The sequence below is a fragment of the Shewanella mangrovi genome (genome assembly GCF_000753795.1).
Lineage (GTDB): Bacteria > Pseudomonadota > Gammaproteobacteria > Enterobacterales > Shewanellaceae > Shewanella > Shewanella mangrovi.
This window is the reverse complement of record NZ_JPEO01000010.1, coordinates 115,430-131,836: the sequence shown is the minus strand read 5'-3', so window position 1 is coordinate 131,836 and position 16,407 is coordinate 115,430. Positions and strand designations below refer to the sequence as shown.

The 16,407-nt window shown below is 48.2% G+C and carries 17 protein-coding genes; 2 read left to right on the top strand and 15 right to left on the bottom strand.

Annotated features, from left to right (window positions below):
- Nucleotides 1-273: 273 nt before the first annotated feature.
- Nucleotides 274-1,551, bottom strand: coding sequence for an MFS transporter (locus tag HR45_RS13105; protein ID WP_052074724.1), 1,278 nt, complete (start codon nt 1,549-1,551; stop codon nt 274-276).
- Between the two features lie 112 nt (nt 1,552-1,663).
- Between HR45_RS13105 and HR45_RS13100 the strand changes: the two genes are divergently transcribed.
- Nucleotides 1,664-2,614: a LysR family transcriptional regulator gene (locus HR45_RS13100; protein ID WP_052074723.1), complete on the top strand. Its 951-nt coding sequence runs from the start codon at nt 1,664-1,666 to the stop codon at nt 2,612-2,614.
- Between the two features lie 251 nt (nt 2,615-2,865).
- Here the strand turns inward: HR45_RS13100 and HR45_RS13095 are convergent, their stop codons facing one another.
- Nucleotides 2,866-4,992: an OmcA/MtrC family decaheme c-type cytochrome gene (locus HR45_RS13095; protein WP_052074722.1), complete on the bottom strand. Its 2,127-nt coding sequence runs from the start codon at nt 4,990-4,992 to the stop codon at nt 2,866-2,868.
- 1,000 nt (nt 4,993-5,992) lie between these two features.
- Between HR45_RS13095 and HR45_RS13090 the strand changes: the two genes are divergently transcribed.
- On the top strand, nt 5,993-6,892 hold the full coding sequence (locus HR45_RS13090) for a dienelactone hydrolase family protein (RefSeq protein ID WP_037443620.1): 900 nt from the start codon (nt 5,993-5,995) through the stop codon (nt 6,890-6,892).
- Between the two features lie 41 nt (nt 6,893-6,933).
- On the opposite strand, the gene HR45_RS13085 is transcribed toward HR45_RS13090, so the two are convergent.
- The 13 genes from HR45_RS13085 to HR45_RS13020 all read right to left on the bottom strand — a co-directional run bounded on the left by HR45_RS13085 (nt 6,934) and on the right by HR45_RS13020 (nt 16,400).
- The gene (locus HR45_RS13085; protein ID WP_037443618.1) at nt 6,934-7,485 is read right to left on the bottom strand and encodes a phosphatase PAP2 family protein; all 552 of its coding nucleotides are present in this window, start codon (nt 7,483-7,485) and stop codon (nt 6,934-6,936) included.
- A gap of 217 nt (nt 7,486-7,702) precedes the next feature.
- Nucleotides 7,703-8,347 (bottom strand): DsbA family protein, encoded by a 645-nt coding sequence (locus HR45_RS19085; RefSeq protein WP_052074721.1) that lies wholly within the window; start codon nt 8,345-8,347, stop codon nt 7,703-7,705.
- Between the two features lie 181 nt (nt 8,348-8,528).
- On the bottom strand, nt 8,529-9,107 hold the full coding sequence (locus HR45_RS13075) for a DUF3833 domain-containing protein (protein ID WP_241461123.1): 579 nt from the start codon (nt 9,105-9,107) through the stop codon (nt 8,529-8,531).
- Nucleotides 9,104-9,631 carry a chalcone isomerase family protein gene (locus HR45_RS13070; RefSeq protein WP_037443615.1) on the bottom strand — a complete coding sequence of 176 codons (528 nt, stop codon included), beginning with the start codon at nt 9,629-9,631 and terminating at the stop codon, nt 9,104-9,106. The genes HR45_RS13075 and HR45_RS13070 overlap by 4 nt, the downstream gene beginning before the upstream one ends.
- A 26-nt stretch (nt 9,632-9,657) precedes the next feature.
- Nucleotides 9,658-10,140: a DUF2878 domain-containing protein gene (locus HR45_RS13065; protein WP_052074720.1), complete on the bottom strand. Its 483-nt coding sequence runs from the start codon at nt 10,138-10,140 to the stop codon at nt 9,658-9,660.
- A 291-nt stretch (nt 10,141-10,431) separates the two neighbouring features.
- Nucleotides 10,432-10,794: a VOC family protein gene (locus tag HR45_RS13060; RefSeq protein ID WP_037443613.1), complete on the bottom strand. Its 363-nt coding sequence runs from the start codon at nt 10,792-10,794 to the stop codon at nt 10,432-10,434.
- A gap of 36 nt (nt 10,795-10,830) precedes the next feature.
- Nucleotides 10,831-11,013 carry a hypothetical protein gene (locus HR45_RS13055; protein ID WP_037443611.1) on the bottom strand — a complete coding sequence of 61 codons (183 nt, stop codon included), beginning with the start codon at nt 11,011-11,013 and terminating at the stop codon, nt 10,831-10,833.
- A 238-nt stretch (nt 11,014-11,251) separates the two neighbouring features.
- Nucleotides 11,252-13,432 (bottom strand): formate dehydrogenase subunit alpha, encoded by a 2,181-nt coding sequence (gene fdhF / locus HR45_RS13050; protein WP_081933481.1) that lies wholly within the window; start codon nt 13,430-13,432, stop codon nt 11,252-11,254.
- A gap of 19 nt (nt 13,433-13,451) precedes the next feature.
- Nucleotides 13,452-13,994, bottom strand: a complete 543-nt coding sequence (hydN, locus tag HR45_RS13040) for an electron transport protein HydN (protein ID WP_037443605.1) — start codon at nt 13,992-13,994, stop codon at nt 13,452-13,454.
- A gap of 190 nt (nt 13,995-14,184) precedes the next feature.
- Nucleotides 14,185-14,688: a hydrogenase maturation peptidase HycI gene (gene hycI, locus HR45_RS13035; protein WP_052074719.1), complete on the bottom strand. Its 504-nt coding sequence runs from the start codon at nt 14,686-14,688 to the stop codon at nt 14,185-14,187.
- The gene (locus HR45_RS13030; RefSeq protein WP_037443603.1) at nt 14,681-15,085 is read right to left on the bottom strand and encodes a formate hydrogenlyase maturation HycH family protein; all 405 of its coding nucleotides are present in this window, start codon (nt 15,083-15,085) and stop codon (nt 14,681-14,683) included. Before HR45_RS13030 ends, hycI begins: the two co-directional genes overlap by 8 nt.
- Entirely contained in the window at nt 15,082-15,855 is a 774-nt protein-coding gene (locus HR45_RS13025) for an NADH-quinone oxidoreductase subunit B family protein (protein WP_037443601.1), read from the bottom strand. Before HR45_RS13025 ends, HR45_RS13030 begins: the two co-directional genes overlap by 4 nt.
- Nucleotides 15,852-16,400, bottom strand: coding sequence for a formate hydrogenlyase complex iron-sulfur subunit (locus HR45_RS13020; RefSeq protein ID WP_037443599.1), 549 nt, complete (start codon nt 16,398-16,400; stop codon nt 15,852-15,854). The genes HR45_RS13025 and HR45_RS13020 overlap by 4 nt, the downstream gene beginning before the upstream one ends.
- Between the last annotated feature and the right edge of the window lie 7 nt (nt 16,401-16,407).

Sequence of the window (16,407 nt, the reverse complement as noted above, 5' to 3'; positions counted from 1 at the left end):
TTAAGCCATTGCTGATATGTGAAACGTTGTGGCGTGCACATTCATACAAGGCAAATGGCATAGGCCTTCACTGAAGTTCACTAAACATAATTCATGCCAATTAAATAAGCTTTAAAAACCAGTCTGTTAACTAGCGGCGTGAAAAATCAAATAGGGGAACAGTCGCGATTTCGACAAATTTGACGACAACTGTCGACACGATGAAGAGGCTAAGGAAGGGGAGACAAAACAGCCTCTCTGATGAGGCTGTTTTATGGAGACATAGTGCACAACTTACAGCATTTGCGCCGCGTGCTTTTCGCGCCAAGCGGCAACATAGAGCAGTAGTAAACCTGCCAACGCATAACTGCCGGTGAACATCACCACCGACGGCCAGCCACCATGTTGCCAGAACCAACCGCCAACAGTGCCGGAGATACTGGAGCCCATGTAATAGAACAGCAAATACAGTGAAGAAGCATGGCCTTTGGCACGCTTCGCGGTAGCCCCTACGGAGCTGCTGGCCGCAGAGTGACCAACAAAGAAGCCGGTAGTGATTAAGGCGACACCACAGACAATCAGGGTGATAGTCCCAAACAGGGTCAGCATGGCCCCCGCTAACATCAGAATGAACGCCGCAAACATGAGCTTAGTGCGTCCAAATTTCTCGGCTAAGTTGCCCGCCATTGAAGATGACACAATGCCAAAGGCAAATGCCAAAAAGATCATGCTCACCTGCGTTTGGTTAAAACCAAATGGCTCCGCCGACAAACGGAAGGTGGTGTAGTTAAACAGCGTCACGAAGATACTGATCAACATGAAGCCGACTGCATACAACTTCACCAACCTAGGGTTACGCAGATGGCTGCGCCAAGAAGCTAAATGAAACCCTAAATTCAGACCAGGCTTGCGCACAAAGTTGCGAGAATCTGGTAACAGATACCAAAAACCAATTGCAGAGATTAAACACAGCAGACCAAGCACGCCCATCGCCACTCGCCACGAGGCAAATTCCGTCAGCAGCCCCATCGCTACTCGGCCCATCATCGCGCCAAAAGCGGTACCGCCAATATAGAGTCCCATCGCTTTACCTAAATCTTTAGGGGCGATCTCTTCCGCTAACCACGCCATTGCAACTGCCGGAACGCCGCCCAGCACAATGCCTTCAAGCGCTCTTCCCAACAACACGCCGTGCCATTCTGGCGAAATCGCCACGATACAGTTCAACGCCGCTGCAGCCGCCATAGAACAGAACATCAGGCCTTTACGTCCTAATGCTTGTGAAAATGCCCCAGCTAACACAATAGCAAGTGCTAGAAAGCCGGTGGTGACAGATAAGGCGAGTGAACTTTCAGCAGGTGTCACACCAAAACTGGCGGACAGATCGGGCAGCAAAGGCTGCACACAATAGATAAGCGAGAAGCTGGAAAAACCGGCAAGAAACAGGGCAATACTGGCATTTTTAAAGGCAACAGAGCCTTTTTCTATACCGACATAACTTTCGCTGTCAGCTGCAACAGAATCGGCAGTTGCGCTGACAGCGCTGGAAGGACTAGGTTCAGAACTGTTCATAATCTCTACGACTTTAGGCTAATAAAATAAGACAACGAGGCTATTTTATGCAGCCGCAAGCAATAGTTCTAATATATAATAAATCCCATCTCGATATGTTTTGGATATAGCTATGGAGCTACGTCATATTCGCTACTTCTTGGCGGTGGCCGAAGAACAAAACTTCACCCGCGCCGCTAATCGTCTGCATATTGCACAGCCGCCGCTGAGCCAGCAGATAAAAGCACTGGAAGAAGACATTGGCACCGCATTATTCTTTCGTACGCCCCATGGCGCAGAACTGACCGATGCAGGGCAAGCGCTCTACCGCGAAGTGTCAGGCCTACCACTGCAATTGCAACAAGCCAAAGAAACAGCCCTTAAAGCCGCCAATGGTGAAACTGGCAAACTGCGCTTAGGCGTCACAGGCACCGCGGCATTGCACCCCGCGATTCCGGCCGTTATCCGTCAATATCGTCGGCGTTATCCCGAAGTCGAATTAACCATCGAAGAGGCCAACTCGCTCGCGCTGGCGGAAGGGCTATTAAGTGACAGATTAGATGCGGCGATTTTAAGACCCTCAGATCCCGACCCAACGCAGCTGATAGTGCAACATTTTCTTGAAGAGCAGTTGGTGATTGCCCTGCCCTCATCACATCCGATTGCTCGGGCGCACGACACGATAGATATTGCGATTCTGAAACAGGAACCCTTTATTATGACGCCACGAACGCTGGCGGTAAGTCTGCATGATGCTGTGGTACATGTATGTCAGGAAGCGGGCTTTGAGCCAATTGTCGGCCAACCAGCACCGCAGATTGCTTCTATCTTGTCTATGGTTTCTGCTGAGTTAGGTATTTCGATGCTGCCTGAATCGATGCAACAACTTGCCGTGAAAGGCGTGGTTTATCGGCCAATCAAAAAGACCTCAATTAAGGTGGAATTAGCCGTTGCCCATCGTGCACAACATCCGCCAAAACCTGCAATCAACTTTGCAGCAACGGTGAATCAACAACGTGTTGCGCGGGAAGCATTGTTAGCGGAGAAACCGGCAATATCGCTCACGGACATTAACCAAGATTGAGAAATGGTGAGATAAAAAGTAAAAAGCAGCTCAATTGAGCTGCTTTTTTGTTGGGTGCTAGGGACTACTCCAAGCGGCACCAAAGCCTCTATGACTATCCCAGACTCCATGTCACAAATACTGCTAGCGTTGATACAGATACCGTGTTTTATGGTCTCAACAGGGGACGCTGTTACAGCACATACACGGAACCAACCACGCAGTAGGGAAAGCTTCAGCCACTTGCACTGAAGCAGTCCCCAGCATATTCGTTACATCTTGTGGTACTTATCAATACCGAAGGACTTACCTTCAGCGTGACAGGTTGCACATGATTCAACTGGCAGATCTGAAGTGGTAGCTTCATCACCCACTACGTATGCACCATTTGACTGGAAGTGCGCTACGGCAGCTTCAGAGATATGGCAAGCATGGCAGCTTTCTGCAACAGGTGAAATATAACCATTGGTCACTTCAATCGCTTTACGACCAGAAGTTAGAGTACCGTCAGCTTGGAACAATGCATCACCATCTTTGTGACATGCAGTACAGTCACCAGCAGGTGCTGGGTAAGGTACTGTGTCATTGCTGTGATAGTAGTGAACTGAAGTTGCCAAGTCTTTGTTATCGAAGCCGTTGTGAGCGCCTGGATAGTTGTTGTTATGGCAATCCATACATTGATCGAAGTTGTGAACACCATGGTGACCACGTTTGACATAGTTCATGTCAGAGTGACAAGCGTTACACTTGTCTTGTGCCACGGTAATAGTGTCATCAACCACATAACGTGATTCAACCACTGGGCTGCTGTCTAAGCTGAAGAATGCAGTCGCGATATTGGCACCAATAGTGTCGTCAGAGGTGAATGCTAAATCGCTTGCATCACAACCTACTGCTACACCAGCTTTAGTCACACAATATTTAGCATCGCCACCCACATAGATAGTGCCGACAGCATCTGTTGGATCAACGTTATCTTGCACCAGCGTCAGAACACCAGCAGTAGCCACTGTACCACTGTCCAGATTTGGACGAGTACCCCAGCGATGAACTTCGCCGTTGCTATCGATGTTACCCATTAAGGTTCTAGCTTGTGCTAAGACAGACAAGTCAGATGCAGCAGCCAAAGGCGCGCCGTTAAAGGTTACATTAGCTGTAACAGTCACAGTTTTCATGCCAACGTTAACAGCATCATCAGCAACAGTTGCTGCAGTGTATTCAACGGTCAACAGGTCAGCATACTCAGCTTGTTTGCCCACTTTGTGCGCTTGAATTGGAGACAGTGCACCAGATTCGTGGCAAGCAGCACATTGAGAGTCATCAGTTTGCGCTAAGGCAAATTCTGAGTGACCAGCACCAGTGGCGAAGTCGATGTTAGAGTGACAACCAGTACATGCTGCACGAGTTGGTTCAGTCGCCCAAGTGTCGCCACCTTGGTGACAAACAGTACATTCGTACAATGGCGCTGGATATTTGATTTCAGCCCATTCTTCAGCTTGGATAAAGCCGTATTGAGCCAATGCAGCCAAGTGTTCACCACCGTGGATACGGTGAATCATTGCTGGCAAGTCAAATACATAACCAGCAGCTGCATCTTCTTCTGAAGGTTGAGTGCCTGGGTTATGACATTGAATACAGTTTTCTACGCTTTCATAGTTATGGTGAGCGTGAATATTCGCAATCTTACCAGTTTCGCTGCTTTCACCGTGACATTGCTTACATGCCGCATCAGTCACAGTATCTTTACCAGAAGCAACGCCCATTTCGCCAGTTGATGGCAAATAGGTGAAAGTTTCCAGTACCTTGTCGCTGATAGAGTTACCTTCAGCATCAGTCAGGTTGTAAACACGCAACATCATGCGATGTGGCGCGCCTAAATCATCTTCAGCACTCATAATGGTTGCAGCACCATCATGTTCCCAAGTGCCGGTATAAGTACCAGGATTTGCAGGGTCTTCGGTCAATGTACAAGCTTCTGAATCGCCGCGCATACCGGTATCGGTACAGTACATTGAGCCGTTACTTTGCCAATAGATAGATGGGCCATCGTCAGTGGTATTCGTCACTGCCGTAGCGGAATAAACACGTACTTGATCTAAACCAGTCAAAGGCTTAGCGTCACCCACTTGGTTAGCTGCGGTGACACTGAATTTCAGTACGAATGCATCACTACCTGCCAGTGTATTTTCGGCAGGATCAATAGTGAACGACACATCACCAGCTTTGTAAGCAGTAGAGATAACTTCACCGGCATTCAAACCATCCTGCCCGTCAACACCATTTGTACCATCTACGCCGTTTACGCCGTCTGCACCGTCTTTTCCGTCGTCACCACAAGCAGTGAGGGCGAGCATGCCGGATAAGATCAGCGCAAGTAATGACATATTATGATTTTTCATCATTGCGTCCCTTGTTAAGTATTGTTATCGCAAATGCAGATTTATATATGAAATCAGTGTTCTGCCAGATATTACTTGGTGTTCTAATCCAATATCACTCACAGAAATATTCACTTATAACTAATTAAGCGTTAAGTCTAATTAACTACAAAAAGAATCATCTAATTACCATATAAAATCGCCGCAAAATAAACATACTACAAATGTTGCAATTATTTTATTTTTAGGTTCTCTATATGTGACTCGCAACAACAAATTGCGATATTTGAAATTTCAGATTTCACCATGCTTTAGAAAATAATAAATCAGTAATCAATAAACATATAAAGTCAAAAATAAAAAACGTAAATACCAACTAAAAACAAAAAGATAGACAACAAAGAAAAATACACCTCCGTGACCAAAATGAACGAGTTAATATCTACTACCAAAGTTTAATAAAAAATGAGCCGCTATCACAATAACACTGCCAAATAAAAACTGTTATCATTTAACAACAAGTAATCAACAAAAAATATCTTAGTCATCAATCCATAAATTAATGCTATCAAAATTCCAGATAGTAAAAATATGTGATATCAATCATTAACAAATGAAATATATCTCTCGTTATAATAACCTCTCATTATTTTAAAATTAGATTAAATAACTTTAGCTACTATAAGTATTCAGTAATACAAGAGAGTGGACAAATTAATATTGGCTAGTCCTAATTTAATTTCGATATTGTCATGTGAATAAATAAAAGTGCGTTTAATCCTGAATTGATCAGTGTCACGCCAGCATCTGATATACACATCATTTGGACAATCGCCCGCACCTCTTTGGTTAAATCTAGCGCTGAACAGCAGCAACGCCGTCTGCTCACCAATGTGACCTTGCTTATCATCCCTACTCAGCTACAGCATCTGATGAAATTCTCAACACATGGAGCAACTAATTCGCTGTAATCGCTTATGCTTGCTTAGTATTAAATCTTCTGTCATCAAGGAGCGACTACATGCCAACGACCGATATAACAACACGGGAAATCCCACAAGAAGCGTTTGATTGGTACGATGAATATGCCCACGGCATTATTGATCGACGTGAGTTTATGCGCAGGCTGTCCGCCCTAACATTGCTGGGGTTTAGTATGACAACCCTAACCTCAGCGTTGCTACCCAACTATGCTCTTGCTGAGCAGGTCAGTTTCAACGATGACGCGATTAAGGCCAGCTATACACTTTTTGATTCGCCCAAAGGGCATGGTCAAGGCCGGGGTTATCTGGTAACTCCAACTCAAATTTCCAGCCCGATTGCCGCCGTATTAGTAGTGCATGAAAACCGAGGCTTAAATCCATATATTGAGGATGTGGCACGACGCGTAGCAAAACAGGGGTATATCGCGTTTGCACCTGATGCACTCTATCCGCTCGGCGGTTATCCGGGCAACGATGATGCCGGCCGTCAACTACAGGCCAGTATGGATCGCAGTAAAATTGAGGAAGATTTTATTGCCGCGGCGCAGTTTATTCGCATGCATCCGCAAGCCAATGGCAAGTTAGGTGCGGTAGGATTCTGTTTCGGTGGTTATATCGTCAATATGCTCGCAGCGGTAATCCCTGAGCAACTGAATGCTGCGGTTCCTTTCTATGGCACGCCCGCCGCAGCAAGTTTGCAAGCCAATATAAAAGGGCCGCTACTGCTGCATTTTGCCGAGTTAGATAAACGCGTCAATGCAGCTTGGCCTGACTATCAAACTCAGCTTGCTAAGCTAAAGGTACCGTATCAGGCACATATCTATGCAGGAGTGAATCACGGCTTTCACAACGACTCTACCGGGCGCTATAACCAGGCTGCCGCTGAGTTAGCATGGCAACGCACACTCGATTTTTTTCAGCAAGAATTGCAGCGCTAACCACTTAAAAAGGCGCCTTATGGCGCCTTTTGCTCATCGATTTACCAGTTAAATGAAACGGCAATTCCCGCCGCATCTTTATCAACCCAAGGTGTCAGCTGCACCTTATTGTCGAAGGCATCAGTAAAAAACCATCCAGAAATGGAGCCAATCACTGCGCTCGCCGCTACATCGCGCCAATGGTGCTTATCTGCTTCAACTCGGCCGTATGCGGTTAATGCCGCTACGCCATAGGCGGGGAAACCATATTGCCAGCCATAACGTTTTTGTAATGTCGTAGCGGCGGCAAAGGCCATCGCGGCATGATTAGAGGGAAAACTATCATTGTCACTGTGATCGGGACGTTGTTCATGAATAACAGACTTACCCAAGATACTGACGCCCGTCGCCACCCCCACACTTAGCCCAGCTTGCTTTACGCCCTGCCAATCATCTTTATAAGCCGGGATCGCCAACGACGCCGCAACCAATCCATAGGCCGTTGCATCGCTAACCTTGTCCCAACTGTCGTTGGCTTGTACTACCGAACTACACACTCCACCAGCCAACATCAGTGCAAAACCGCCCAATGCACGGTTAACTCCATTTATCATCTAAAAATTCCTAAAAGCTAAAAGAAAAGCGCGTCTGTTATTTGAATTTGCGCGCCATACCTTAGCAAATCCTTAACGCTGAGCAATAGCGCAAGCGCTTCTTGTAACGAGAAAAATAAGGGGGGATGTCGCCAACGGATAAGCGGTTTGAGGTAAGTGATGAGAGATATAAACGGTTTGCGGCAAGATGCTTTACCGCAAACCTTTGACCAAGACGTTAGCCTTGTTTGAGCAGATATTCGACCAATGCGATAAATTGCGCTTTGGGATCTTTCGCTTTGGTTAACGCCTCAAAGCGGATCTGGTATTTGCCATTGACCAAGAATACTGGCACGCCCTTAGCACCAATCGTTTGCTGGTCTTTATAAGATGCAGAAAGTTTCTTCAACGTATCTTCTGAATTCATCACCTGCATAAACTTGTCTGGGTCAATATTCTTCTGGCGCAGATACTGTTTTAAATCTTCACCGTCAGGCAGACGACGCTCATCGTGGGCGATTTGCGCGTAGTAATCCATAATGTCATAGAGTAAATCGCTGTGTCCCATGCCATACAGGCCGTAAAACACATGTGCGTCGAACACCCAACGTTCATTGCCCACCGCTGGTCGGCGTTCTATCTTCACCTCTGGATGACTTTTCTCAAATTCTTGCACCAACGGGTTCAGTGCACGGCAGTGTGGACAACCTAACCACATATACTCCAGCACAAATGCCCCTTTAGTGCCGGGATCTTTGATTTGGGTTTTTAATACCGTGTAATCAGTTCCGGCTTTAAAGTCATAATTTTCAGCCCGCGCAACTCCGGTAACTGCCATTAATGCCAACATCAGACTGGCACACCAAACTAAACCCCGCTTCATAACACACTCATTCTATTTAAAAACATTAACCTTAATAGTGCACAAATTACCCTTACATTACTAGCGATGCAGGACGCATCTTAAGGCTGCATAAGGTTAAATTTTATTTAGATTTATGCGCCGCACTGAGAATGTCGCCATGGCGAAAAGTTGAATCACGCTCGTAGTAAACCAAATCCTCTCAATCGCGCGATGCTAAGTTGCTATCTGCCACATGCTTGACAAAAAACAGTGTTACCTCGGCGACTTGAATGCCCCATTTACTAATTTTGGAGATGTTAAACACATGCTTAGCATCTTGGCGATACATCCAATCGTCGAATTGGACTTCTAATTCATGTTCTTGCGTTTTTAGCAGAAAGTCATAACGCCAGCGCAACGCATTGCCGCTTTCCGCTCCTTTAGCAGTACCAATGATATCGTCTGCTTTGCCGAGATAATGGCCATCCGCTTGTCGCGTAATCGTCCACACCCGCGTATCAGTTTCACCATCGTCATAGACAAAGTCTTCATGGAGGGTGAGCGTATCGCCGCTAACGTCACCGCGAAGCTGCACCTTAAAACGCCGCGTTTGCTTATCGGTGTAATCCTGTACCATTCCCCAGGCTTGAATATCCCCCTGAAAATACTCAAACAAATCAAACTTTGGCGTACTAGCGCGATAGTCTTTCAGCTCAGCACTGCAACTGGTTAGCAGCAGTAGCGTGGCCAATACCAAGATGAACTTATGGTAGCTTGTCATCAGGGAATGCCGCATCATGAGGCTCCTATTAATTGTCGGCGCAACTTCGGATACGCCGTTTGGGGTGACAGCCAGATAGCGATAAAGGCGCGGTTGAGTGTTGATTCACTGATGTGCCCGAGCGAGTGAAAATGTGCTTGTCCTTGAGGCTGAAAGTAAAAGCGACCATGCTCACCAGCAGAGACATATACCAGTTGGTCGCCTTCCTCGACACTGGGAAAAATCGCGCTCAGCTCAAGCAACCAAACTTCTATTTGCGCCTTGGAGTAACCGAGTTTCTGCCATTGTTCACGCGTCGCATCCAGTAGCTCCTGCGCCGAAATATTGCGCAGATATTGGATCTGCAACGCTAACGGTGCAGCTTCACTCAGATAGACACCGTCTGGCGTTCGCAAGGTGGAATGATAAATATCAAACCACAGCCAACTGAGACTGGCGTTCCCCACACTTGGCCATTGGCGCCAATTCAACATAGGTTCTGCTTGCGCAGGGAATAGCATCAGCAAGCAGGCAAATAACCCGGTTCGAACAAGGTCTCCCATCGCAAACTCCTATAGCCTAAAGCTCATCAAATCCGTTTCCGTAGAAGCAACATCAGGGCGCCCAACACACCCCATTCACAGAGTAAAACAACCGCAGTGAATGGCGTGCCAAATGGCAACATCACCGCCTGCAAATGCGCGCCGAAAAGATAACTTGCTGTGCCAGCGACAGCGCAGAGTAATACACCGATTGGCATTGGATATCGTGCCAGCCATGCCATTAACCACCAGCTATACCAAGCAAATGCAAACCACAAGGCAAGCAGCCACAGCGGTAACAGCTCAGTGGCAAACACAAAGAATCCGGCGCTCACATTTACGCTATCAAGCACAAGACCGACGAAGGCAACACTGACACACCAATACCAAGGTTTATGTTGCCGACGTATGGTCAACACTAAGGTCAGCAGCACCGCTGCCACCGTCCACCATTGCCATGTCTCACGGCCCAACACCGCCATTAACCAGAGGCATTGAAACCATACCGACGTGAGAAAAAGTGTCGCCATTGCATTGGACTCCGTTTAATAAGTGTCACAAGGCAGCAGCTCAGCTGGATATCAGACACTCGTTATAAAAACGAAGCAAATGAGGAAAAGGATCAGTAGCCGCCAAATTCGCGGCGGGCGTTAAATAGGGGGGGCAAGTAACTGGAGTAACAGCACGGTCTTCTGGCACACTGAGTATGCCTGCAAATAGATACAAATAGTGAGCAAAGGATATAGCTGCAGAAGCTTCATGCAGAGAAGCCTTGGTGGCAATGTCAGCCAAGGCGGTCGTAAGAGCAAGCCCGTTGAATATTAATCGCCTTTAAGCTCAAATAATTCGTGGATAATCCCTGATGGGTCTTTGAACGCCGCGTAACGCCCCCAGCGATTTTCATTGGGCACCGCGTGAAGAAAACTCACGCCTCTAGCTTTCAACTCCGCCATCTTGCTATCGATATCAGCAACGCTGAACACTAATGTTGCATTGGCCTGCTCCCCATGGGAATACTCGGCGGCAGCGGCCGTCCCCTGAAACATAAAGATGGAATGCTCTGCCGCAGCTAACTTTATGCAGTCAACATGTTGCTCCAGTAGTGTCAGCCCCAGCATTTCGGTATAAAAGCTAAGCGAGCGCTCAAGATTTTGCACCACTAATAGGGTCATGGGATTGTTCATAAACACCTCAAAAGAAGCGAAGCGATAAGCAGTTAATTACGCCTGTTTGGCCCCGATACTTGGGTTAAGCATGATAAATATGCCATAGCCAATCCAAGACATACACAACACCACAATACACCACCCCACTTTGGCACTACCTTTAACCCGCGTTGATAATGCGGTAAGCAGCAATGGCATGACCAATCCTAACAGTAGTAACAACAGCGACAAAATCAATCACGGCTCCTTATATCTTGATAACATCCTGAGAAGAGGACGGTTTTACCTAATAAGTCGCAGCCTAACGATTATCCAACGCTTGCGCCAGATGATTGCTAAGCCTTTACATGCAATGCGTACATTTTTGTTGTAAGACAATCACACACTGCGCTTTTTAAACGATCAAAAAAGGGACTCCCAATCCTTGGTTGTCCCTTGGCTTTTGACGGTTATGTAGCTTTGCAATAATTGCAAATCATGCAATAGAAGCGGTCGCCGGCTTGGCCTCCTCCACGGCATTGCGTAAACGAGCTTTCAGCTCGCTGTAGATCTGTGCAGCATGGTTCTCTGCCCAGCGTTGATCGTCAATGGTGCTGATATTCACCGCACAGTACTTGGTTTCTGGCGTATTCGTCACCGGATCCATATTTTCCTGTGTCAGTTCGTTACAGGCACCAATCCACCACTGGTAGGTCATATACACTGCACCGCGATTAACGCGTTCATTGTAATTGGCCCGAGTGATCACCTTGCCGCGACGCGACTCAACCCATACCAAGGCTTGATCTTGAATACCGAGTTTGTGCGCATCATCGGGATGCACTTGCACAAAGCCAGGTTCATCTGCCAAGGCTTTCAGTGCGGCACAGTTACCTGTCATTGAACGACAAGAGTAATGGCCCACTTCACGCACGGTACTCAACACCAGCGGATAATCTGGCGACGTTAACTCCGCAGGTTTACGCCACTGATTTGCGAGCAACTGGCCTTTACCAGATGGTGCCGCAGTAAACTTCAGATCTGTGTACAAAATTGGCGTACCCGGATGGTCAAGGGTCGGACACGGCCATTGAACATGCCCCAGATCGCCCATCTTCTCGTAGGTCACACCATAGTAGATTGGACACAGTTCACGCAGTTCATCCCAGATCTGCTGATCATTGTCATAGTGCATTGGGTAACCCATCTCGGTGGCAATCAGCGAGATAATGTCCCAGTCACGTTTCACGTTATATTTAGGTTCCACCGCTTTTTCAAAGCGTTGGAAGCCTCGGTCACAACAGGTATAGACCCCACTATGCTCACCCCATGAGGTAGCAGGCAGAATCACGTCAGCCATCTCGGCGGTTTTGGTCATAAAGATGTCCTGTACCACCAATAAATCTAACGCTTCTAACCCTTTGCGTACTGAGCTGGTATCGGCCTCAGTCTGCATTGGGTCTTCACCCATGATGTAATAACCCTTAATTTTGCCTTCCAGTGCCAAATGCGGCACCAGCGACAAACGAACGCCCGGCTCTGGGTCCATCGTGTCAGGGTCGATGTTCCACGCCTTGGCAAATTTTTCACGAATAGCTGGATCGGTCACCGACTGATAACCCGGGAATAGATCCGGCAATACGCCCATATCACAAGCGCCCTGTACGTTATTTTGCCCACGTACTGGCGCCACCCCTGCGCCTTCACGCCCAAGGTGTCCGGTCAGCAATGCCAGTGCGGCCAATGCTTTCACAGTTTCAGTGCCCTGCCCGTATTGGGTAACGCCCATGCCCCACATGATCACCGCAGATTCTGCCGTGGCGTAGGTGCGCATCGCTTCACGTACTTGGTTGGCAGGTACACCAGTGGCATCTTCTACCGCTTCCGGTTTGTAGTCTTTCACCACATCCCATAAGCCATCGAAACCTTCGGTATATTTCGCCACAAACTCTTGGTTGTAGAGTTTTTCCTCAATCAGGGTGTAAATAAAGGCGTTGATCAGTGCCATATTGCTACCGTTGTGTAGCTGTAGGAACTGATCAGCAATGCGTGCTGTTTCAATTTTACGAGGATCGCACACCACAATCTTGGCACCCTTTTGACGTGCTTTGACAATGCGACGCGCCACGATGGGGTGAGAGTCTGCCCCGTTATAACCAAACACAAACAAGCATTTTGAATTTTCAATATCGTCCAACGAAACGCTCATAGCGCCGTTGCCCAATGTACTGCGCAGACCTGCGACAGAAGGGCCGTGTCAGACGCGCGCGCAGCAATCGACGTTATTATTGCCGAGAACTGCGCGCGCAAATTTTTGCATCACATAGTTGGTTTCGTTACCAGTACCACGTGAAGAACCGGTGGTCATAATCGAACGCGGACCAAACTTGGCTTTGATATCCGCCAGACGAGTGGCAACAAACTTAATCGCTTCATCCCAGCTCACTGTTTCAAATGGTGCGCCTTTTTCACGGCGGAGCATCGGTTCACGCAAGCGTGGGGTAAGCAATTTAGTGTCGTTGAGGAAGTCCCAGCCGTAGTAGCCTTTAAGACACAACTCCCCTTGGTTGGTATAGCCGTTAGCGGCTTCGGCACGGATAATCTTGCCGTTGTCCACTACCAGCTTCATCTTGCAGCCCGCACCACAATACGGGCATACAACAGTTGCTTTTTCCATAACAAATATCCTGACAGACTTAGATATAGAGCGCGCCAGCTTCCAGCGCGGTGCGACGACGTTTTTCAGCACTTAGCTTTTCCAGCTCAGCGCGATCAACACAGCGAAGCGCATTCGTTGGACAAACTTCGATACAGGCCGGGCCTTGGTCACGGGTATGGCACAGATCGCACTTATTGGCTTGTGCCTTATTCACCAGCACATTCACGGCAGCGCCGGTGTTGCGCGTGGTTTGGTAAGTCACCACATCCATCGCCCCGTAAGGACAGGCCACCACACAGGTTTTGCAGCCGATGCAGCGTTCCTGCAACACATGCACAAAGCCGTGCTCACGACGAATCGCATGATTAGGGCACACATTGGCACATGGGGCATCCTCGCACTGGCGGCACGTGGCAGCGGTGCTGATATCCCCTCCTTTAACAACATGGATGCGAGGGGTGAAGTTGGCATCGTTCAGCGCGGTAACATCCCCGTCCGCTCGATGTGCAACAGCACAAGCTACCTCGCAAGTCCGGCAGCCGATGCATTTGTTGGCATCTGCGAGAATAAATCGATTCATTGATTTTCTCCGGTTGTATACAAGCTTTGGTTCCTGCATTGACAAAGCACTTTGCTACATCTGGCTCTATACATAATCCGAGCCAATTATTTTATTTTTTAAATTCACACACTTACTAATAAATGACGACATTAGCATTTTTTAAACAACACAACTTTGATGTCGATTCGACAAAACTGTCGAAATGACGTCATAACACATCCGATGTGTCGATTAATGCTGAGATAGCGCGCCAGGTATCAGCACGCAATTGCTGCTCCAATTGAGTGACCGCATCCATCACCGCTGGCGACATCGGATAGCAAAAACCGACGATGTCAGGCTGAATACCAATCATCACCACCTCAGTAACCGCGTCTTTCAAATCATCAATCAGAAAATTGAGCGGCATGGAGTGCGTGCTCATTAACATCATTTCGCTGATACAGTCAGGGTCAACCACACGCATCTCGCCGGGATTGAGCCCCATCTCGGTGGCATCAATCACCAGCAAGGTCTTAGGTTTCAGTTCGCGAATACGCACAGTTTCGGTTTCGGGTGCGCTACCGCCGTCTAACACCAACCAATTATCTAGCGGGTCGGCAGCAAGCTTTTGTGCTAATAAAGGACCAGCGCCATCGTCGCCCATCATGCTATTGCCGACGCACAAAATAATGTTGTCAGCATTGGCAGTATTTTGAGTTTGCTCAGTCATTAAGCCTCCGCACAATCAGCTGGATCGCGGGTTCGTTTTGCATCATCTCCAGCATGGTCATGAGTTGATCACGCCAGTGCAAAAACTCCTGCTCAACATCATCTGCCATCTCGGCTAAGCCTTTGGCCAGCAGCACCACATGACTACTGTCAATGACGATCTCGCCATACTTGGGAATGCCTTCGAGCTTGCGCCGCGCCAGATCGCTCGGGATCAACGCCAGCCATTCCAAGTAACGCGTTAGCGGGCAACTCATGGCGGGTTTAAAACAGTCAATCACCCCTAGGTGATGGCCGATCGCCAAGCCGTAATACACCAATTGTTGGGTTTCCGGTTTGGCATCCTTGTCGTCAACAAACTTCTGATTCAGGATGAAAAAAGTGACTGTTTCACTCATGCGTGTAACTCCTCAGTCACTTGTTGCAGATAGCCGAAAATCTCACTCAAGCGAGGATCCGCTTGCTCGCCGAGATACTGTTTAAACGCATCCAGCGGATTCGGTGTGACTAACAAATCAAGATATTGATGGGCGATTTGGCGACCATAGCGATAACCCGCCAGTTCACGAGCTTTACGCTCGATGGCCACCCGCAGCTGTGGTGCCACTTGCGGGTGCAGCAGTTGTGCCGGTTCACTATCAATGGCTGAGGGCTCACGGGCATGAATTTTCTGCTCCAGTAACCCCAGCGCCATGGCAAAACCATATAGCGTTGCTTGCGGAGTGGGAGGGCAACCGGGAATGTACACATCCACCGGCACAATTTGGTCTGTACCGCCCCACACGCAATAGAGGTCATGGAAAATGCCGCCACTGTTACCGCACGCGCCGTAAGAGACGATGATTTTGGGATCAGGTGCTGACTCATAGGCACGCAGCGCAGGTACGCGCATTGAGCGAGTGACCGCGCCGGTATACAACAGAATATCGGCATGACGGGGCGATGGCACCACTTTGATACCAAAACGTTCGGCATCAAATAGCGGCGAAATACTGGCAAAAATCTCGATTTCACAGCCGTTACAGCCACCGCAGTCCACTCGATAAACATAAGCAGAACGGCCAATATTTTTCAGCAACGCCGCTTTCATCTTGGCAATGCTTTCATCCACCGTCAGTGGAATCGGCATGCCGTTGGCGTCACGGGTATTTGGAATAGTCAGACTCATAGTGGTTGCTCCCGTAACATACGACTGATGGCAATCCGCTGCGATTGGGTGATGTTATGTTCGCGTTTGCAATGTGGGCAGGTATGTAGCTGCTGATGCAAAGCAGCGCGATCTTCATATTGCCCAGTGGCCAGCAGCAGGTCTTCGGCATATTGCAGCTCTTTTTCCACAGCAAACGGTTTATCGCATTCCACACAGTGGGCTAACGGGAAGGCCGATTTCTGGTACAAATCCTCTTTGCGCCACACTGCCAGTTGGATCTCTTGGCTCAGTTCAATTGCGCCCGTTGGGCACACTTCTTCACAACGGGCGCAGAAGATGCAGCGGCCGAGAAACAGCGACCACTCTTGCATGCCACTATCGAGATTGGTTTGCACCGTCAGTGCGTTAGCGGGACAGGCATTCATACAGGCAGCGCAAGCAATACACTGCGCCGGATTGTGTTCTGGCTTACCGCGAAAGTTTTTATCTAAGTCAGGTGCTGCCAGCGGATCACTGCCAGTAACAACGCCAGTACTCAGTGCTTTTTTTAGATATTTCAGCATGTTTTGA